This window comes from Limimaricola pyoseonensis (assembly GCF_900102015.1).
GTDB classification, from domain to species: domain Bacteria; phylum Pseudomonadota; class Alphaproteobacteria; order Rhodobacterales; family Rhodobacteraceae; genus Limimaricola; species Limimaricola pyoseonensis.
Genome location: NZ_FNAT01000001.1, coordinates 423,658 through 436,710, shown reverse-complemented (window position 1 = coordinate 436,710; position 13,053 = coordinate 423,658). Strand labels below are relative to the sequence as shown.

Sequence of the window (13,053 nt, the reverse complement as noted above, 5' to 3'; positions counted from 1 at the left end):
GTGTGGTCATACCGCTCACACCTATCTCTCTCGGAACGCGCGGGTCATGCTGTCGCGGATCGGCTTCACGAGATACTCCACGAAGGTGCGCGACGCGGTCTCGATCATGATCTCGGCCGGCATGCCCGGCGTCGGCGAGAAGCCCGGCACGCGGTCGAGCTGCTCCGGCACGATCGAGATGCGCGCCACGTAGACCTCCTGCACCGTTTCGCCCGCCTCCTGCGCGACCGCGTCGGCCGAGACGTAGAACACCTCGCCATCGAGCACCGGCGTGGTGCGCTGGTTCAGCGCCGTCAGCCGGACGGTCGCCGGCTGGCCCCGGCGGACGCTGTCGATCTCGACCCGCGGGATCTGCACCTCGATGATCAGCGGCTCGTCGAGCGGCAGGATCTCGAGGATCGGCCGGCCGCTTTCGATCACGCCGCCGGCGGTATGGTAATGCAGCCGGACGACGGTGCCGGCGACCGGCGCGAGAAGTTCGACCCGGTCGCGCACGCCGCGCGCGGCGCGCCACTGTTCGCGGATGCTCTCGAGCTCGGATTGCACGCCCTGAAGCTCGTCGAGCGCCTTTTCGCGGTAGCGCTCGACCTCCTGGTCGATCTGGGCCGCGTATTTCTCGGCCACTTCCTCGATCTCGGCGATCTCGGCCACCAACCGGCCGATCTGGCCCTCGGCCTCCAGCTGCGCGCGCTCGACCGCCAGAAGCTCGGGCCGGCGCAGCAGACCGCGCGAGAACAGCGCTTCCTTGTCGGCATGTTCCTCGACCAGCAGCGCGTGCTGACGGCGATGCGTCTCGAGCTGGGTGTCGTAGCCGCCGGCGCGGATGCGCAGCGCCTCGATGTTGCGTTCGAGCAGCGCGAGATCGTTCTCATGCGCGCCGCGCGACACCCGGAAGGACAGCTCCTGCCCGTCGAGGATGCCCGCCACGGCGAAATCGCCGCGCGCGGCCTCCAGATGCGCCGGGAAGCGGATCGCCTCCAGCCCCTGTTCCTCGGCCAGCAGACGCGCCTCGGTCGCCTCGAGCCGCCATTGGCGCAGCTGCAGCTCGCGCTCGGCCGCCGCCGCCTGCGTGCCGTCGAGCCGCAGCAGAAGCTGCCCGGCCTCGACCCGGTCGCCCTCGTCGACGAGGATCTCCTCGATGATCCCGCCCTCGAGATGCTGGACGATCTTGTTCTGGCCGGTGGCGACGAAGCTGCCCGGCGCGATCACGGCGGCGGCCAGCGGTGCCTGGAACGCCCAGAGCCCGAAGCCGCCGAAGGTGAGGATCAGCAGCACGATCCCGAAGATCGCGTGGCCGCGCACCGAGCGCGGCACCTCGGCGAACCATTCACCGCTTTCGACCTGCTGCAGGCTCATGATTTCGGCCCTCCCTGCCCCGGATTCTTGCCCGGATCCTGACCCGGTCCCTGCCCCGGCACCTGGCTCGGTCCCGGTGCGCGCGGCGCCGGTCGCGGCGCCTTGTCACCCGCCAGCCGCTGCAGCACCTGCATGCGTTCGCCGAACATCTGGATGCTGCCATCGGCAAGCAGCATGATCTTGTCGACCACGGTGAGCAGCGTCGGTTTCTGGGTCACCACGACCACGGTGATCCGGTTTTCCTTGGCGTGCCTGAGCGCCTGCGCCAGCGCCTTGTCACCGGCGCTGTCGAGGTTGGAGTTCGGCTCGTCGAGCACCACGAAGCGCGGCTCTCCGAAGAAGGCCCGCGCCAGGGCGATGCGCTGCTTCTGCCCGCCCGAGAGCGGCGCGCCGTCGGCGGCCACCACCGTCTCGTAGCCCTGCGGCAGGTTGGCGATCATCTCGTGCACATCGGCGAGCCGCGCGGCCGCGTAGATCTGCGCATCCGTCGCGTCCAGCCGCATCCGGCCGATGTTGTCCTTGATGCTGCCGGGAAAGAGCTGCACGTCCTGCGGCAGGTAGCCGATATTCTCGCCCAGCTGCCGCGGATCCCAGTTGCGCAGGTCCATCAGGTCGAGCCGGACATTGCCCGAGGTCGGCAGGATCGATCCCACCAGCATCTTGCCGAGCGTGGTCTTGCCGGCCCCCGAATTGCCGATGATCGCGAGGCTTTCGCCGGGCGTGAGCGCGAAGCTGACGCCGTTCAGCACCACCTGCTTGGTGCCGCCCGGCACGTAGAGCAGCCGCTCGACATCGAGCCGGCCCTCGGGGTTGGGCAGGTTCAGCCGCTCGAACTGCAGCTTCGAGCCGGTCAGCAGTCCGGCGATACGGCCATAGGCGGCGCGGGCCTGCGCGTAACCGCTCCAGCCCTCGATCGCGCCCTCGATCGGCGCCAGTGCCCGGCCCGCGATGATCGAGGCGGCGATCACCATGCCGCCGGTGATCTCGCCCAAGATCGCCAGATAGGCGCCCCAGCCCAGCATCGCGACCTGGGTGAGCAGCCGCACCGCGCGCGAGGCGGCCGAGGCCGCGATGTTGCGGTCCTGCGCGTGGACCTGGGCGGTGAGCGAGGTGGCGGTGTCGCGGCCCCAGATCCGCACTGCCTCGGGGATCATCGCGAGCGCGTTGATGATCTGGCTGTTGCGCGACATGGAATCGAGGTGCAGGTTGGCCCGGCTCTGCGCGGCATTGGCCTCGGCGAAGGGCCGCGCGGTGAGCTTCTGGTTGATCAGCGTGATGACCAGAAGCGCCAGCGAGGTGCCGACCACGATGGTCCCCAGATGCGGGTGCACGAAGTAGATCGCGAGGATGAACAGCGGCGCGAAGGGCACGTCGAGGAAGGACAGGAGCGTGCCCGAGACGATGAAGCCGCGCAGCTGCTGCAGATCGCCCAGCGTCTGGTATTCGCGCCCCGTGCCGTGCAGCGCGGCGGCCGAGGCCGCGCTCAGGATCGGGGCGCCGAGCCGGGCGGCGACCTCGACGGCGGTGCGCATCAGCACGAAGCGCCGGACCGCGTCGAACACCGCCTGCAGCACCACCGCCGCCGCGATCACGATGGTCAGCATCACCAGCGTGTCGACCGATCGGCTGGTCAGCACCCGGTCCGAGATCTGGAACAGGTAGATCGGGATGGCGAGGATCAGCAGGTTTGTGGCGCAGGTCAGCACCATCACCAGCCCGAGATTGCGCCGCACCGCCTGCACCCCGAGCCGCAGCGCCCGGCCGAAATCCTCCGGCCCGACCGGCTTGTGGAAGCGTGGCGGCGCCGCGCCGCCTGCCCCGCCACCGCCGCCGCCGGGTTCGCGGCGCCGCTCCTCGGGCGGCGTCGGCGGCCGGCGGATCGGGCCGCGATCGGCCTCGATCACCGGGCCCGGCAAGGGGCTGGCGGGCGTGATGCGCCCCTGCGGCGCGGTGCCCGCCGGCGCCTCGCCCGGCGGCTCGGGCGGCCGGGGCCGCTCGGCCGCGATGCGGTGACGGGCCAGCCATCGCGCCATCGGCGACGGGCCGGTCAGGAAGCGCGGCAGGCGCACCAATCGGGGCGGCACGACCCTGTGCGCGGGAACGAGACGCAATGTGGCGGCGGAGTTATGCGGCGACATGTCGGCCTTTCTCAGCTCAGCATGGTCTGCAACAGGTCAGTCGGGCTGGCGGAGGCGGCGGCGATCCCCGCCGCGATCTCGGCCTGGGCCTCGGCGAGGGGTTCGGCGGCCGGGTCGATCATGCCGTCGGCCAGGAAGGCCACCGCCTCGCCGGCCAGATCGGTCAGGCCGACCCCGGTCGGGGCGGCATCGGTGTCGAGCAGCTCGGCCTGGTAGAGCAGGAGGTCGTCATAGACGCCCTGCCCGGCCGCGATCTGGCTGTCGACGCCGAGATCGGTCAGCGTGGCGTGGTTGGCCAGAAGGTTCGAGCCGGTCACGACCTCGGCCTCGGCGACGGCCTCCAGCGCCTCGGCCAGCCCCGTGATCCGGTCGGAATCGGCCAGCATGTTGAACTGGTCGAACCGGTTCAGGGTGATGAAGTCGCCCTCGATCAGCAGCACCTTGAGAAGCTCGATCCCGTCGAAGATGTCGAGACCGAGCAAGGCCTCGGGCAAGGCCTCCGCCCTCTCGGCGAGCGTGTCGTGCACGTCCCGCAGCATCTCCGGCAGCTCGGCCTCGACATCCCGTCCGACCGTCTTGAGCGTCGCGCCGTTGTAGAGAAGGTTGTCGCCGCCCTGCACGGCCGCCGGCGGCGACTGCGGCGCTGGCGCCGGCGCTGCGGCAGGTGCAGCGATGTCATCGGCCGGGGCCTGCGTGACCTTGGCCTGCGTGACCTTGGCTTGCGTCGGTTCGATCTCCTGCCCGCCCGCTGGCTCCACCTCTTCCGCAAGGGGCTCGCTCCGCTCGTCGTTTGGCAGCACCGGGTCGAGGCCGGAGAGCGGCGCGTCGGAGACGGCGACCCCTTCGGCGGTGGTGGCGGCCTGCTGCGAGGCGAGATCGACCGGCTGCACCGGGCCTTCCGCCTCGGCAAGCGACGGCACCGCCTCGTCGTCGTCGAGCAGCAGGTTGATCTGCCGCAGCATGGTCATGTCCACCATGTCGCCGCCGACGAAGACGAGGTCGAAGCGCCAGCCGAACGCGTCCATGAGCGCGAGGTTGCTGGCGCTGTTCTCGCCCAGCACGATCCGGCTGTCGCCGGCGGTGAAGCGCAGCGCCGCGTGGTCGGTGTCGTTGACGAGGTTCACCTGGCGCACGTCGTTGATCTGGACGAGATCCCCGCTGAGCCGCGCCAGCGCCCAATGCGACGGCCCGCCGCTATGCGCCGGCGCGTCATCGGCGTCGGGCGGCGGCGTGGCGGGCCGGGATTCGGTGACGATGCGAGCGGCGTTGACGGCGCGGGAGGCCTCTCCGCCCTCGCCCAGCCCGACATCGCGGTCAGACATCATGTTGAGCTGCGAGACGGCGTCGAGATGCCGCGCCGCGCCGCCGACCACGAAGTAGGACGCGTCGAGCCAGTCGCTGGTGACCACCACTTCGTTGACCAGCCTGTTTCCGCCCGTCACGAAGCCCTGCCCCTCGGGCCCTGCCCCGGCCGGCGCCGCGTCGCCCGCGGCCTCGGCCACGGCATCGAGCGCGCGCGCCATGTCGGCGTCTTGATCGTGGCCGGGCGGGTCCTCCGGGTCGGTATCGGCATCATCCTTGCCGTCGCGCAGCATCGCCGGCCACAGCGTCAGCCAGTCCGGCATCTCGTCGGCGGGCGCGCCGTCGACATGCACGCCGCCGGCCGCGGCACCCAGATGCAGCGCCGCGCCGGGGATGGCGGCGGCCACCGCCTCGGCGCGGGCCTGCAATTCCTCCGCTAGTCCGGCCCAGTCGGTCGGCAGATCGCCCGGCAGGCCCAATGGCGGGATGGCCGCAAGCATCTGCGCCTGCCCGGCCAGCTGCACCAGAAGCTCGCCCTGCGCCTCGGCGGCCGCGTGCAGCGCCGCGACCCCCGCCGCCCCGATCCCGAAGGCATCGGCATCCTCGAGCCTGTTGGTCAGCACGTGCAGCCCGTGCATCGCCGAGGGCGGCGGCATCTCGAGCGGCAGAAGCTCGGTTCTGAGGGATGCCGCGAGCAGGATCTCCTTCACCAGCGGCGGCTCTTCCGAGATGCCCGGCCAGGGCTTTGCCAGCGCCTCCGGCAGCCGCGGCTGCGACGGGATCGCAACGATGTCGTAATTGTTCGGTGGCAGGGGGTGGTAGTCGACCACCGGCGAGAGATCCTCGAGCCGATAGCTCTGCGATACCTGAAGCGGCGTGAAACGCAGCGCATCGGGCGATGCGTCGGCGTCCGGGTACGGCTCGAAGCCTTCGAACCCTTCCCTCAGACGCGCGGCCTCCTCGAGTTGTCCGAAGAGGCCGATGAAGTGAGCGATGGTATCGGTCGTACGGTCCATGGACATGATCGAAACGCCGCTCCCGAAATGCGCGCGGCACGGTCGCCCGGACCATGCCGGCGGGCCGATGCCTGCTCAGGGCAGGCGGACCCGAAATGGGCGGGGGCCGTGCGGCCCCCGCCCCTCCTGTCCGGCGATCACATACCGTCGCCGTCCTCACCCACGTAGTTCGAGCTGAACGAGCCGCCGACGACGTTCATGTCGACGGTGTTGCCCAGCACGTTGGCCCCCATCACGATCTCCTGCGTGAAGGCCTCCTGGTTCACGGCCGCGGCCGCGGAGGCGTAGCTCTCGCCGGTGATGTAGGAGTCGTCACCGTTCGAGGAGCCCCAGGTCCCGGCATTGCCGCCGGCCCCGCCGTCGCCGTTCATGGCAGCGCCGCCGGCGCCTCCCATGACGTCGCCATTGGTGCCTGCGCCGCCGGTGGTGTTGTCGACACTGGCCGCGCCACCCATGCCGCCGGTGGCCGTGGTCATCGTGTCGCCGGTCTCGCCACTGGTCGCCATGACGTCGCCCATGGCCGCGCCGTTGCTCGTGGCATCGGCCGTGGCCGTGGAGGCACCACCGTCACCGCTGGTCTGCGCGCTCTCCGCCTCGGCCATCGACTCGGCCAGGGCCTCGATCGCGATATCCGACATGCCGCCGTAACCACCGTCGCCGTCGGCATAGCCGTCGGCCATGCTGTCGGTGGTGGTGTCGGTGTCGGAGCTCGCCGCGCCGCCGTAGCCGCTGGCCGCGTCGGCGGCATTGGCGTCGGCGCTCGACGCGTCGGCACCCGACGTCCCGTTGCCGGCCCCGCCGTCACCCGAGGTCGCCGCCGAGTCGGAGGCGTTCGTCGTGGTGGCGTCGGCGTCGTTGGCGGCATCGGCCGCGCCGCCGGCCCCGGAGGCGCCGTCCGTGCTGCCCGTTCCGGTCGCCATCGCGTCGGTGTCGTTCGCCGCGTCGCCGTCACCGCCTTCGCCGGTGGTGGCCTCGTTGGAACCGGTGCCGCTGTTATCGGCCTCGTTGTCGGTCATGCCGGTTCCGGCGCCGGTCATGCCGGAGGTGCCGGTGCCGGTGCCCGTGGCGGCCGAGCTGTTGCTGTTCGGCCCGCCGGTCGCGTTGGCCGCACCGCCGTCGCCGGCCATGCCTTCGGCCATGCCGGTGCCCGTGCCGGTGCCGGTGCCGGTGCCTTCACCCGTGCCTTCACCGGTGCCTTCACCCGTGCCGGTGCCGGTCCCGGTTCCGGTGCCTTCACCCGTTCCGGTGCCTTCGCCGGTTCCGGTTCCGGTGCCGGTGCCCGTGCCGTCAGAGTCGGCGGTGGCGGGATTGTTGCCGCCCATGCCGCCCGTGCCGCCGGTCGCGGTCGAGGTGCCGGTCACGGCGCCCGGGCTGGCAGTGGCGGTCACGGTCGATTGCGAGTCGGCATTGGCATCGCCGCCATCGCCATCGGCCGTGGCGTCCGCGTCGGCGGTACCGTCACCATCGCCAGTGCCGTCACCATCGCCGGTGCCGTCACCATCGCCGGTGCCGTCGCCATCGCCGGTGCCGTCGCCATCGCCGGTGCCGTCGCCATCGCCGGTGCCGTCGCCATCGCCGGTGCCGTCGCCATCGCCGGTCGCGGTCGAGGTGTTCTCGCCGCCATAGCCGGCCTCGTTGGTGACGGCCGCCTCGGCCGCGCCTTCGGCCGCCGCGTCGCCAGCGCCATTGGCATCGCCGCTCTCGCCGCCATTGCCGTTGCCGTCGCCATCGGAGGTGGCATTGCCGTCGATGTCGTTGCTGGCCGCGATGTCACCGCCCCTGTCGCCGGCGGCTTCGACGTTGCTGTCATTGGCGGCCGCCGTATCGACCGCGGTATCGCCGTCCACCATGCCGGAATTGCCGCCTGTGGCATCTGCATCCGAGTTCGAGTCGGCATCGGCATTGGCGTCGGCATCGGAGTTCGCGTTGCCGCTGTCGCCGCCATCGGACTGGTTGTCGCTGGTCGCGTCGTTGTCGCTGTTCAGCGTCGCGGCCGCGTCGGCATTGCCGGAGTTCCCGGCGGTCGTGTTGTCGTTGACGTCGGAGTCGCTGTTGGCGTTGCTGTTGTTGGTCGAGTTCGAATTGCCGCCGTTGCCGCCGTTGCCATTGGCGTCGGTCGTGTTGTTGGCGTTGCTGTCGGCGTTGTTGTTGGCGGTGTTCTCGCCGCTGTTGCCGCCGGTGCTGTTGGCGTTCGAGTCGACGTCGCCGGCATCGACCTGATGGCCCGTGGCGTTCGCCGTGCCGGACTCGCCGCTGTTGCCGCCCTGCGCGTCGGCGTTGCCGCCATTGGCGCTGTTGGCCGTCGCGTTGGCCGTGCCGCCATTGGCCGTGCCGCCATCGGCGTTGCCGCCCAGGCTTTCGGCATTGCTGCCGCCGGTGCCGCCATTGGTGTCGACCGAAATGCCGTCATCGGCCGTGGCGGTGCCGCCCGTCGCGGTGCCGTTCTGGTTGAAGCTCGACTCGTTGGTGACCTCGGCGCTGTCGAGCGTGTCATTGTCATCGAGCACGTTCTTGAGCACGTTCACGAAGCCGGCGTCATTGCCCTCGCCGTTGAGCGACTCGGTGATGATGTCGCTCATGGTGAAGTCGTCGCCGGGATCGTAATGCAGATCGCCGCCGGCCACGGCGATGTCGCCGGTGGTCGAATTGTCGAGGTCGAAATCGGCGACGTCGTCGTCATTCGCGCCTTCGAGCGCCACGCCGACATCGACCTGCACCGCGACATCCACATCGACATCGCTGGCGCTCGAGCTGTCACTCGAGCTGGCGCTGTCGCTTGTGCTGATGCTGTCGGCCAGCGCCGCGGCTTCGGCCGCGCTCGCGCTGTCGCTGCCCGCGCCGCTGTCGCTTTGCGCCTGGCTCTGGCTCTGGTTCTGATTTTGGTTCTGGTTTTGGTTCTGATTTTGGTTCTGGTTCTGGTTCTGGTCCGCGTAGCCGTCGGCATCGCCGTTCGCGACCAGCTCCTCGGCCACCTCGACCTCACCGTTCTCGACGGCTTCGCCGTTGATGATGGTCTGTTCCTGGTTGCCGTTGATCTCGTTGACGGGGCCGCTTTCGCCGTCTCCCCAGCCAATGATGTTGTTGTTGCGCGTTGCCATGTCTCGATCTCCTGAACGAGCGCCATCGCCGCACCGCCATTCATCTCAAACGCGGTGATCATGCGATTGCATCGATTTGGGAAAAATTCGGTGCCGAACGGCACCTCCCCGGACGGAAAGCCCGGGGATCATCCATGGATTACGACCTCTCCTCCACCTGCAAACAACTGCCCGAGAGAGCCAATTCGCATTCCGGATCGTCGGATAAACGCGTGGTCCGAAAGGTGGCGAGTGGCTCGGACTTCGGGGTCAGCCAAGTCTGCGCGCTTGGCCGGAGGATTCAGCCCGGAAAATCGGATTACACCCAACCGGGGCCCGCGCCGGAGCGCCCGTCACGCTTGGGTAGAACCTCTTCGCGCCGCTTCTCTTCAACACTCTGTGACCCGCTGAAACATGAAATCAGGCCGGGGGGACGCCTGATCGGCGAATTGAGCGCAATGAAGCGACATTAACCTATTATTCATCCTTTGTTTCCTGGCGGGCAACGCAGTGTCATTGCCTTCAAGGACCGTACACACCCTTGCCGACCCGCTTCACGGCTCTCACCTTTCGGTCTATGTCACCCATCGGGTCGAGACCGTACTATCGACTCGTACAGGTTCTTTTCGCGCTCCTTTGTTTTTGTGTTTCAGGTGTTATCGTGACTCTAAGCGCCCGCCCCCCCGCAAATGGGCAAATCGAAAATCTGCCGATCTGCCAAGATGCCTCGGTTTATTTCATTGGCGACGAGTTCTGCTTTCCCGGTGGAATGCTGGATGTCTTCTCGGCGGAATTCCGAAGTCTGACATTCCTGCGCCTGCCCGATCTCGCCGCTTTGCGGATGACCGGGCCGGGTCAGGGCAGCTGCAAGCTCGCCGTGATCGACGAGCGGCAGCTCAAGGGCATGTCCGGGCTCAAGGAGCTGGCCGCCCAGAGCCGGGCCGACATGCTGGCGCTCGCCTACAGCTCGGCGCCGCCCGCGCGCGACCTGCTGGCGGGGCTGACCGGCAGCGCGACGCTGCCGCGGATCGGCCTGTTTCCCCTCAACGTGCAGATCGAGGTCCTGACATCGGTCATGCGCCTGCTGCTCTGCGGCGAGGTGTTCTATCCCGAAAGGCTGATGCGCGAGTTCCTGGCGTCGCAGGGGGCGGCCCCGGACACCACCGCGGCCGGCGGCCCCGCCCCGCCGGTGGACGAGGAGTCCCAGCAACTCGGTCGCAGCCTGACCCCGCGGGAATGGCAGGTGCTGACCCTGCTGGCCGAGGGCAAGCAGAACAAGATCGTCGCGGCCGAGCTCGGCCTGTCCGAGCACACCGTCAAGCTGCATATCCATCACCTGATCGGCAAGCTCGGCGTCTCGAACCGCACCGGGGCCGCGATCTGGTATCTGGCGCAGGTCGAGGCGGGCCAGGCGGATCCACCATGACCGGGCCGCAGCCGCATCCGGCCGACCCGGTGCAGGAGCTGGGCGAGTTCGACCGGCTGCTGCTGCTGGTCGGACGGATGAACTATTGCTGGACCAACACCGAGAGCCTGCTGATCCATCTCATCGCGGGACTCGCCGGCACCGGCACGCAGAACGCGACGATCATCTTCCTCACGCTGAACACCGCCCGGGCGCGGCTCGATCTCGTGGAGCGGCTGGCCAAGTCGCAGGAGATCGCGCCGGAGACGCTGAGCCGGTTGCTCGACATCACCGGTCGCATCCGGCGGCATCAGGCGCTGCGCAACCGCTACAACCACGCGCTCTACGCATTCGACGCAGAAGGCGGCGCGGCGCGCACGATCACCATGCGGATCGCGGATCGCAAGACCAAGGTGAAGATGGGCCAGAGCGCCGCGATCGACGACGCGGCGCTGGCCGAGATCAATGGGACGATCGCGGCGTTGCAACTGCTCAACCGCGACATCTGGTCCCTGATCGGCGACGAGGGCTACCCGGTCTGACCCCTATCCCAGCGCGTAGCCGGCGCCGCGCACGGTGCGCAGCGGATCGGCGCCGCCATGGGCGCGCAGCGCCTTGCGGAGCCGGCCGATATGGACATCGACGGTGCGGGTGTCGACATAGACCTCGCGGCCCCAGACCCGGTCGAGCAGCTGCTCGCGGCTCCAGACCCGGCCGGGCTTCTCGAGGAAGGTGGCGAGCAGCCGGAACTCGGTGGGCCCGAGCTTCACGTCATGGCCGTCGCGCCGCACCCGGTGGGTCTCGGCGTCGAGCTCGATACCCTCGAAGCGCAGCGTCTGGCCGACGCTGGCCGGGCGGGTGCGGCGCAGCTGCCCCTTCACCCGCGCCATCAGCTCGGTCACCGAGTAGGGCTTGACCACGTAGTCGTCCGCCCCGGTCTCGAGCCCGCGCACCCGGTCGACCTCCTCGGAGCGGGCCGAGAGCATGATCACCGGCACGTCCCGGGTCTCGGGCCGGGTCTTCAGCCGCCGGCAGATCTCGATCCCCGACACGCCCGGCAGCATCCAGTCGAGCACCACGAGATCGGGCGCCTCCTCGGCCACCAGCAACAGCGCCGTGTCGCCGTCCTCGGCCTCGGAGATCCGGAAGCCCTCGGATTCGAGGTTGTAGGCCAGCACCGCGCGCTGCGCGGCCTCGTCCTCGACGATCAGCACATGCGGCTGCAGCTCGGCCATGGTCTCACTCCGGCTGGGCGACGTAGGCGGTGGTGTCGCCCTTCGGACGGTCCTCGTCGGGCATCTTGCCGGTGGCGAGGTAGATCACCTGCTCGGCCATGTTGGTCACCAGATCACCCATCCGCTCGATGTTCTTGGCGATGAAGTGCAGGTGCATGCAGGCGGTGATGGCGCGCGGGTCCTCCATCATGTGGGTCAGGAACTCGCGGAACAGCGCGTTGTACATCTGGTCGACCTCCTGGTCGCGCAGCAGCACCTCGTGCGCGAGCCCGGGGTCGCGGTTGACGAAGGCGTCGAGCGTGTCGCGCAGCATGTTCTGCACCTCGCGCGCCATCCGCTTGAGCGCCGCGTCCGAGCCCTCGATCGGGTGCAGCTCGGCCAGCACGCTGGTGCGCTTGGCCATGTTCTTGGCGTAGTCGCCGATCCGCTCGAGGCTGGCGGCGAGCCGCAGCACCGACAGGATCACCCTGAGGTCGCGGCTGACGGGCGCGCGGATCGCGATGACACGGGCGGCCTCCTCGTTGAGCTGCTCCTCGAGCGCGTCGATCGCCTTGTCGCCGCGGCGGACCTTCTCGGCCGCCTCGACGTCGCGGTCGGCGAGGCTCTGCGCGCCGTCGAGGATCGCGGCCTCGACCATGCCGCCCATCTTCAGGATCAGCGCCTGGATCGATTCGAGGTCGCGGTCGAAGGCCGAGGCGATGTGCTGCTTTTCCTGCATGTCCCTGCTCCTTACCCGATGCGGCCCGAAATGTAGCTTTCGGTGCGGCTGTCCTCGGGGTTGGTGAAAATCTTGCCGGTCTCGCCGAACTCGACGAGATGGCCGAGATGGAAGAAGGCGGTGCGCTGGCTGACGCGCGCGGCCTGCTGCATCGAGTGGGTCACGATCACCACCGAGAAGTTCTGCTTCAGCTCGTCGATCAGCTCCTCGACCTGCGCCGTGGCGATCGGGTCGAGCGCCGAGCAGGGCTCGTCCATCAAGAGGATCTCGGGCTCGGTCGCCACCGCGCGGGCGATGCAGAGCCGCTGCTGCTGGCCGCCCGAGAGGCCGGTGCCGGGCGCGTGCAGGCGGTCCTTCACCTCGTCCCAGATCGCGCCGCGGCGCAACGCCTTCTCGACGATCTCGTCGAGATCGGCCTTGTTCCTGGCCATGCCGTGAATCTTCGGGCCGTAGGCGACGTTGTCGTAGATCGACTTCGGGAAGGGGTTCGGCTTCTGGAACACCATGCCGACCTTGGCGCGCAGCTGCACCGGGTCGACCCGCGGGTCGTAGATGTCGGCCTCGTCGATCTTGATCTCGCCGGTGACCAGCGCGCCGGGGATGGTGTCGTTCATCCGGTTCAGGCAGCGCAGGAAGGTCGACTTGCCGCAGCCCGACGGGCCGATGAAGGCGGTGACGGTGCGGTCGGCGATGTCGACGTCCACGCCCTTGATGGCGTGGGTGGTGCCGTAATGCACGTGCACGTCGCGCGCGGTGATCTTGGTGTCGTGGTTCACGGCGTTGTCCATGGTTCGCATGTCGTTCAT

9 protein-coding genes are annotated in these 13,053 nt (G+C 69.2%); 2 read left to right on the top strand and 7 right to left on the bottom strand.

From position 1 onward, the window contains the following. Positions 1-21: 21 nt before the first annotated feature. The 4 genes from BLT43_RS02105 to BLT43_RS19430 form a co-directional block, all read right to left on the bottom strand. The gene (locus BLT43_RS02105) at positions 22-1,356 is read right to left on the bottom strand and encodes an HlyD family type I secretion periplasmic adaptor subunit (RefSeq protein WP_090109640.1); all 1,335 of its coding nucleotides are present in this window, start codon (positions 1,354-1,356) and stop codon (positions 22-24) included. Beyond that, the gene (locus tag BLT43_RS02100) at positions 1,353-3,389 is read right to left on the bottom strand and encodes a type I secretion system permease/ATPase (RefSeq protein WP_207497403.1); all 2,037 of its coding nucleotides are present in this window, start codon (positions 3,387-3,389) and stop codon (positions 1,353-1,355) included. Before BLT43_RS02100 ends, BLT43_RS02105 begins: the two co-directional genes overlap by 4 nt. A 116-nt stretch (positions 3,390-3,505) precedes the next feature. Next, positions 3,506-5,812, bottom strand: a complete 2,307-nt coding sequence (locus tag BLT43_RS02095; RefSeq protein ID WP_090109636.1) for a hypothetical protein — start codon at positions 5,810-5,812, stop codon at positions 3,506-3,508. Positions 5,813-5,949: 137 nt separating this feature from the next. Next, a complete protein-coding gene (locus tag BLT43_RS19430) occupies positions 5,950-8,910 on the bottom strand; it encodes a beta strand repeat-containing protein (protein ID WP_090109635.1) in 2,961 nt (986 codons plus the stop codon). A 748-nt stretch (positions 8,911-9,658) separates the two neighbouring features. On the opposite strand from BLT43_RS19430, the gene BLT43_RS02085 reads away from it, so the two are divergent. Continuing rightward, positions 9,659-10,315, top strand: coding sequence for a response regulator transcription factor (locus BLT43_RS02085; protein WP_165612520.1), 657 nt, complete (start codon positions 9,659-9,661; stop codon positions 10,313-10,315). Continuing rightward, positions 10,312-10,836, top strand: a complete 525-nt coding sequence (locus tag BLT43_RS02080; protein WP_090109631.1) for a hypothetical protein — start codon at positions 10,312-10,314, stop codon at positions 10,834-10,836. The genes BLT43_RS02085 and BLT43_RS02080 overlap by 4 nt, the downstream gene beginning before the upstream one ends. Positions 10,837-10,839: 3 nt before the next feature. Here the strand turns inward: BLT43_RS02080 and phoB are convergent, their stop codons facing one another. Genes phoB through pstB form a run of 3 tightly spaced genes read right to left on the bottom strand, consistent with a single transcriptional unit; the run spans position 10,840 to position 13,053 of the window. Beyond that, on the bottom strand, positions 10,840-11,529 hold the full coding sequence (gene phoB, locus BLT43_RS02075; RefSeq protein WP_090109630.1) for a phosphate regulon transcriptional regulator PhoB: 690 nt from the start codon (positions 11,527-11,529) through the stop codon (positions 10,840-10,842). Positions 11,530-11,533: 4 nt separating this feature from the next. Then, positions 11,534-12,247, bottom strand: a complete 714-nt coding sequence (gene phoU, locus BLT43_RS02070; protein ID WP_090109628.1) for a phosphate signaling complex protein PhoU — start codon at positions 12,245-12,247, stop codon at positions 11,534-11,536. Positions 12,248-12,258: 11 nt separating this feature from the next. Beyond that, positions 12,259-13,053: a phosphate ABC transporter ATP-binding protein PstB gene (pstB, locus tag BLT43_RS02065; protein ID WP_090109627.1), complete on the bottom strand. Its 795-nt coding sequence runs from the start codon at positions 13,051-13,053 to the stop codon at positions 12,259-12,261.

Excerpts from the sequence above, each read along its gene's own strand:
- BLT43_RS02100 (WP_207497403.1), bottom strand. The coding sequence starts at position 3,389 with ATGGCGCGATGGCTGGCCCGTCACCGCATCGCGGCCGAGCGGCCCCGG.
- phoB (WP_090109630.1), bottom strand. The coding sequence starts at position 11,529 with ATGGCCGAGCTGCAGCCGCATGTGCTGATCGTCGAGGACGAGGCCGCG.
- BLT43_RS02095 (WP_090109636.1), bottom strand. The coding sequence starts at position 5,812 with ATGGACCGTACGACCGATACCATCGCTCACTTCATCGGCCTCTTCGGA.
- pstB (WP_090109627.1), bottom strand. The coding sequence starts at position 13,053 with ATGAACGACATGCGAACCATGGACAACGCCGTGAACCACGACACCAAG.
- BLT43_RS02105 (WP_090109640.1), bottom strand. The coding sequence starts at position 1,356 with ATGAGCCTGCAGCAGGTCGAAAGCGGTGAATGGTTCGCCGAGGTGCCG.
- phoU (WP_090109628.1), bottom strand. The coding sequence starts at position 12,247 with ATGCAGGAAAAGCAGCACATCGCCTCGGCCTTCGACCGCGACCTCGAA.
- BLT43_RS02080 (WP_090109631.1), top strand. The coding sequence starts at position 10,312 with ATGACCGGGCCGCAGCCGCATCCGGCCGACCCGGTGCAGGAGCTGGGC.
- BLT43_RS02085 (WP_165612520.1), top strand. The coding sequence starts at position 9,659 with ATGCTGGATGTCTTCTCGGCGGAATTCCGAAGTCTGACATTCCTGCGC.
- BLT43_RS19430 (WP_090109635.1), bottom strand. The coding sequence starts at position 8,910 with ATGGCAACGCGCAACAACAACATCATTGGCTGGGGAGACGGCGAAAGC.